Genomic DNA, 5,183 nt, shown 5'->3' with positions numbered 1-5,183 from the left:
CCTACCACCGACGCCGACGACAGATTGCTCTCGGACGATTGACCCCTGTCGAATACGAGCTGATCATGAAGCCAGCCGCCACCCAAGCGGCCTAACCGAAACTGTCACCAGTTCGTGCAGCAGTCCCAACCTTCGATCCGCGAGTTGAGACCGTTGATCCGGACGAACTCGGCTTCGGCCGCTCGTGTGAACACCGCATAGCGGATTCGGATGGTGGCCTCCGAAAGCGTGGTGGGGCCGCCAGCCAGGGGGTCGACGCTGCGCCCGCGCACTCCAACCAGTGAGACGAACCCGTGGGCGTCGCAGAACCAGAAATGCTCTGGAAGCTCGTAGTCATACTTGGTCAGATCAGGATCGTCGCCCCAGTTGATGTCCGGGCCGACGTACCTCCGCTGTAGCACCGCGTGTTCGGACTCGAATGGAACGACCAACTCGACGCCCGAATCGCTGTGACGCAGCATCGCTGGGTACGGCTCGGCGATCTTCGGGTCCCAGGCATAGCCGACACGACTTTCGCCGAGTTTGAGGTCGTTCTTAGCCATCGACCCTCGACGTGGGGTGAGCTTGGACGGGTGCGATTCGGTGGGCCATGCTCAAAAGGTACGAGAGCCCGCCGACAATGCTCAGAGCGACGGGCAGGGTCTACGCCTTGCTCACCACACACGCTGGAAGCGTGATGGAATTCGAGGCGTGCGCAGGCACTTCTATCGGCTACCAGGAGTTCAGTTCGCGAGACCGTTTGTGCTCGGACCCGTTCGCTTCATCCCGTTCGACGTAGTCAGATCCGAACTGCACGAGGCTCTTGAGCGAGAACCAACCACGCCATCCATGGGAGCGGCGCAAGCTGACGCACGATGTCGGCTCGAAGAGTGGGGTTCGGATGCGGCGGTTGAGGTCCACTGCGATGAGGTCGATGACCCTGAGCGAACGGCGCTCGATGCGCTGGCCATCTTGCGGTTCTCCGCTCGGCCGCACATACGGGTGAACGTGGATGCCCACAGATTCGGCCTGCCCGGTGACTTCCCCGATGGGACCCGCGACTACATCGTGCTGTTGGACGGCGACAGGCTCCCCATCGCTGTCCCTGCTTGGACACGAGCCGGGGGCACGGTTCCCTTCACGTTCAGCCCAGTCGTGATCGATGCCCTTGAGAGATCGGACGGCCTGCGCTTTCTCGGAGCGCAGCTGGGCCCAGAACCGTCAGCCGCCGGGCGAAGGGCGATGCGCGCGCTTCGAATGTGGGACTCTGGCGTGCGTTCAGTCGACGCGATACTCGGGCTGCTGTGCGCCGCCATCGCTGTCGAGTTAATGCTGTCTCGGGACGACGTCGGAACATCTCCGCAAACGTTGGCCATCGCTCGGCGAGTCGCCTACCTGACTTGCAGAGCCGGCTGTGGGCGCGCGACAGAACACTGCGTTTACACCGAGAGCGTGAAGGGATCCAAACAACTGCTCGGCGAGCTCGAAGCACTCGCGGACGGAGGTAGTCCTTGGGAATGCAGCGTGTTCTTGGAGGTTGCGGCGCCGAAGGACCTTGAGGAGCATCTCCGACACCCCACGCTCTTCCAGGTGCGAAATGGAATCGCCCACGGCAGCCCCTCTGATATTCCTGAGAAGGAAGCCAAGCGCCACCTCTGGGTAGCCGAGGAGGCCTTGCGGGCATCGCTGGACTGGTTCGGTTCCGGGCCAGGCAACGACGTGGCGACATTGGATGCTGCAATCGGTGGTGCGGTTCCCCTCGAGCAATAGAGGTCGTTGCAGGCGAACGCTCGGCTAGGAGGGCACGCCGGGCGACGCCGCGTCTTTCTGGGCGAAGTGGGGCACCGTTCCTCGGCTCAGAGGCGAGCGGCGTGGAAGGCTCAGCGGACGAGGCGCAAGCACCTATCCAAGAGGTCAGCGAGGCTGTCCTGGTTCGAATACCGTCGCATGACGGGTACGTTCGGCTCAAGGGCGGGCTGCGGACCGTCATCGGGCGGGAGGCGGGGCGATGGTTGATGAGGGTGGCGGGCGGCTGACGGCCGGCCTGACCGCGTCTCTCGTCTTCGAGGTGACGCCGTCGGACACGGCGTCGGCTCAGGGGTCAGGCTCGCTGGACGTGCTCGCCACGCCGCGGCTCCTCGCCTTCCTCGAGGCGGCGACCTGTGCGGCCGTGGCACCGGAGCTCGAGCCTGGGCGGACGACCGTGGGCGTCAGGGTGGAGGTCGAGCACCTGGCGCCGTCGCCCGTCGGAGCGCGGGTGGTCGCGCAGGCGGTCGTCGAGCAGGTCGAGGGGAGACGCATCACCTTCGCGGTGACCGCGACCGACGCGGCCGATGGTGGCGAGCTGGGACGGGGGCGGGTGGTGCGCGCGGTGGTGGACCCGGACCGCTTCCCGGGCCGATAGACGAGGGGCTCAGGCCTCGCGCGGCTCGTCGCGGATGGCGAGTGCCACTACGATCCCGACGGCCACGCCGAGCAGCGTCCCCGCGCCGCGGTCGACGACGAGCGTCCGGGTGTCGGTCGGGGCCGCGAGGTCGGTCATCAGCATGATCATCGGGGTGAAGAAGCCCAGCGCCAGCGCGTAGTTGCGGTGCATGAAGAGCTCGGTGGGGAAGAGGAACGCGATCACCAGCGCCGCGAGCACCGTCGGATCCGGGTGCCCGAGGAGCAGGAGCACGGTGACGGCCAGACCCGCCACGGTGCCGATGACGCGATGCACGCCACGGCGTACCCTCATCCGCGAGTCCTCCGCTGCGAGCGTGACCGCGGCGCCCGCGAGCACCCAGTTGACGTGCTCCAGGTGCAGGGCCGATCCGACCAGTCCGGCGCCGGTGATCGCGACCGCGTAGCGCAGGGCGTGCACGATCCCGGCCGAGCGGGGCCGGATCGGCTCCCAGGGCACCCGGATCCAGCCGTGCCGCAGCACGAGGGACTCGGCGACGCCGAGTCCCATCGCGAAGAGGGCCGTGGCGGCGCAGAGCCCCAGCGCCTGCCAGGGCTCGGCGCTCCCGGCGGGCACCGCTGCCGTCGCGCCGAGGGCGAAGAGGCCGTAGAAGGGGCCCTCCGGCCGCAGCCCGAGCCGGTCGGCCAGGAGGGAGACGGCCACCGCGAACGGCGCGGCGGCGGCGACCAGCGTGAGGTCGGAGGCTCCGTGCTGGACGAGGGCGACCCCGATGCCGACCCCGCAGAGCAGCACCACCGCACCGATCGCCTGCTGCCGGAGCCGGGCGAGGAGGTGCCGGTTCCGGCCGTACATCCCGGCGAAGGAGCCGAAGGCGGCGTACACGATGAGGTCCGGGCGGTCCACGACGAGCAGGATCGCGCCCGGGACCAGCAGGCCGAACGCCACCCGCAAGGCCTGCGCGAGGTCCGCGCGGGCCTGGTCGGACCAGGCCATCAGGCGTAGGACTCAGGCTGCTCGAGCAGGTCGGCGGGCGGCACGAAGAACAGGCAGCCGGTGTGGGCGGTGGAGAAGTCGAGCAGGCGGTCGTGGCTGCCCGGCGGCTCGCCGATGAACATCCGGCGGAGCATCCGCTCGGTGATGCCGGGGTCGGCGGCGTACCCGATGAAGTAGGTGCCGAACTCGCCGGAGCCGGGGGATCCGAAGGGCATGTTCTCGCGGACGATCCGGAGCTCGGTGCCGTCGGGGGCGTCGATCGAGGCGCGCACGATGTGGGCGTCGGGAGCCTTCTCGTCGTCGGGGATCTCGATGTTCTCGATCTTCGAGCGGCCCACGGCTCGCTCCTGGTCCTCGACGGTCAGCGACCGCCAGCCGGGGATGTCGTGGAGGTACTTCTGTACGACGACGTAGCTGCCGCCCGGGTAGTCGCCGCCGGAGCCGATCAGGGCGACGGCGTCGGCCTCGGGGAGGCCGGGGTTCTCCGAGCCGTCGACGAAGCCCAGGAGGTCGCGCTCGTCCCAGTTGCGGAACGCCTGCACCTCGTCGACGCACTCGGCCACCCCGTCGAACCGGCGCATCAGCTGGTGGGCGAGCTCGAAGCAGATGTCGCGGGAGTCGGCGCGCAGGTGGAACAGCAGGTCGCCGGCCGTCGCCGGGGCGTGGTGCTTCGCTCCGGTCAGGGGTGCGAACGGGTGCAGGTGGGCGGGGCGGGGAAGGCCGGCGTACGCGCGGTCCCAGAGGTCGGATCCGATCCCCGTCACGCAGGTCAGGCCGGCCTCGGGCGCTCGGAAGGCGACCGAGCGGGTGAGTGCGGGGACATCCGCGAGCGCGTCCTTCGCGGCGGACTCCCGGCCCGGTGGGACGATCAGGGTCAGGAAGATCGCCGCGCGCGCCGGCGGGGCGAGGATCTCCTGCGCTTGTGCCTGTGGATTCACGGCGTCCGACTCAGGCATCCGTGGTCGACTCGACGGCCTTCGCCGCCCGCGTCGCCTTGGCCCGCTCGGCTGCCGTGCTGGCGGTGGCAGCCGTGGTCCGGGTCGACTGGCTGACCTTGTCGACCTCGGCGCGCCGGACCCGCGCGGCGCGGGTCGAGGGAGCGGTCGCCTTGGTGCCCACCACGGCGAAGACCGGAGCCGTGAGGTTCTCCAGCGCCGTCACCGTCTCGGCGTGCCGGGCGGCGAGCGAGGCGACGATCGCGGCCAGGTCGGCCTGCGCCTCGGCCAGGGTGGCGATGGTGTCGGCGAGCTCGCGCTGGCGGACGATGAAGTCCTGCAGCGGCTGCGCGGTGGACGCCGCGATGCCGGTGATGGCGTTGGTCATGCCCGTCACGGAGGCGGAGAGCTCGGCGATCTTGGTCAGGAGCTCGGGCGGCGCGGCGCTGCCCGCCACACCCGCGACCCCACCCACGCCCGTGGCCGCGACGTCGCGGACCAGCCGGAGGGTGTCGGCGGCGAGGCCGAGGGCGGCCTGTTGCGACTTGATCAGCAGTTCGAAGGGGCTGTCCACCACGTTGACAGCGTGCCAGAGGCGGGGCCGTCAGGCGAGGATCTCGAGACACCCCTCGAGGGCGAGCCTGTTCCAGGCGTCGGCGCGGCGCAGGAGGTAGTGCCCGGTCGGCCCCATGTCGGCGTACGACGCCTGCGCGATCTCCCACGCGCGCTCGACGTAGCGCCGCGTGGCGTCCGGCGACGTGATCCGGTCGCGGCTGCCGTGGGCGGCGAGCAGCCGCTTGCCCCGCAACGGCTCGACCGGCTCGCCCTCGGGGAACCACGGCGCGAGCGCGACGACGCCGCGCACCGACGGG

6 protein-coding genes and 1 pseudogene are annotated in these 5,183 nt (G+C 69.7%); 2 read left to right on the top strand and 5 right to left on the bottom strand.

The genetic code is table 11. The features are described from left to right. Window positions 1-104: 104 nt before the first annotated feature. A complete protein-coding gene (locus QM572_RS06070; RefSeq protein WP_415091098.1) occupies window positions 105-542 on the bottom strand; it encodes a hypothetical protein in 438 nt (145 codons plus the stop codon). Window positions 543-690: 148 nt separating this feature from the next. Between QM572_RS06070 and QM572_RS06065 the strand changes: the two genes are divergently transcribed. Beyond that, window positions 691-1,749 carry a hypothetical protein gene (locus QM572_RS06065; RefSeq protein ID WP_415091096.1) on the top strand — a complete coding sequence of 353 codons (1,059 nt, stop codon included), beginning with the start codon at window positions 691-693 and terminating at the stop codon, window positions 1,747-1,749. Between the two features lie 238 nt (window positions 1,750-1,987). Then, entirely contained in the window at window positions 1,988-2,383 is a 396-nt protein-coding gene (locus tag QM572_RS06060; RefSeq protein WP_415091094.1) for a thioesterase family protein, read from the top strand. A 9-nt stretch (window positions 2,384-2,392) separates the two neighbouring features. On the opposite strand, the gene QM572_RS06055 is transcribed toward QM572_RS06060, so the two are convergent. The 4 genes and pseudogenes from QM572_RS06055 to QM572_RS06040 all read right to left on the bottom strand — a co-directional run. After that, window positions 2,393-3,376, bottom strand: a complete 984-nt coding sequence (locus QM572_RS06055) for an FUSC family protein (protein ID WP_415091092.1) — start codon at window positions 3,374-3,376, stop codon at window positions 2,393-2,395. Next, on the bottom strand, window positions 3,376-4,332 hold the full coding sequence (locus QM572_RS06050) for a Dyp-type peroxidase (RefSeq protein ID WP_415091090.1): 957 nt from the start codon (window positions 4,330-4,332) through the stop codon (window positions 3,376-3,378). Before QM572_RS06050 ends, QM572_RS06055 begins: the two co-directional genes overlap by 1 nt. Beyond that, the gene (locus QM572_RS06045) at window positions 4,325-4,888 is read right to left on the bottom strand and encodes a hypothetical protein (RefSeq protein ID WP_415091088.1); all 564 of its coding nucleotides are present in this window, start codon (window positions 4,886-4,888) and stop codon (window positions 4,325-4,327) included. Before QM572_RS06045 ends, QM572_RS06050 begins: the two co-directional genes overlap by 8 nt. A 27-nt stretch (window positions 4,889-4,915) precedes the next feature. Next, window positions 4,916-5,183, bottom strand: a pseudogene (locus tag QM572_RS06040) (alpha/beta hydrolase); the annotation flags it as partial.

Origin of the sequence: Nocardioides sp. (genome assembly GCF_047607365.1) — a bacterium.
Classification (GTDB): domain Bacteria; phylum Actinomycetota; class Actinomycetes; order Propionibacteriales; family Nocardioidaceae; genus Nocardioides.
Note: the sequence above shows the minus strand (reverse complement) of the source record. Positions and strands in the feature narration are given on the sequence as shown.

What these genes read in the sequence shown, in the direction of transcription:
- QM572_RS06070 (WP_415091098.1), bottom strand. Translation starts at nt 542, where the DNA reads ATGGCTAAGAACGACCTCAAACTCGGCGAAAGTCGTGTCGGCTATGCC.
- QM572_RS06060 (WP_415091094.1), top strand. Translation starts at nt 1,988, where the DNA reads ATGGTTGATGAGGGTGGCGGGCGGCTGACGGCCGGCCTGACCGCGTCT.
- QM572_RS06055 (WP_415091092.1), bottom strand. Translation starts at nt 3,376, where the DNA reads ATGGCCTGGTCCGACCAGGCCCGCGCGGACCTCGCGCAGGCCTTGCGG.
- QM572_RS06050 (WP_415091090.1), bottom strand. Translation starts at nt 4,332, where the DNA reads ATGCCTGAGTCGGACGCCGTGAATCCACAGGCACAAGCGCAGGAGATC.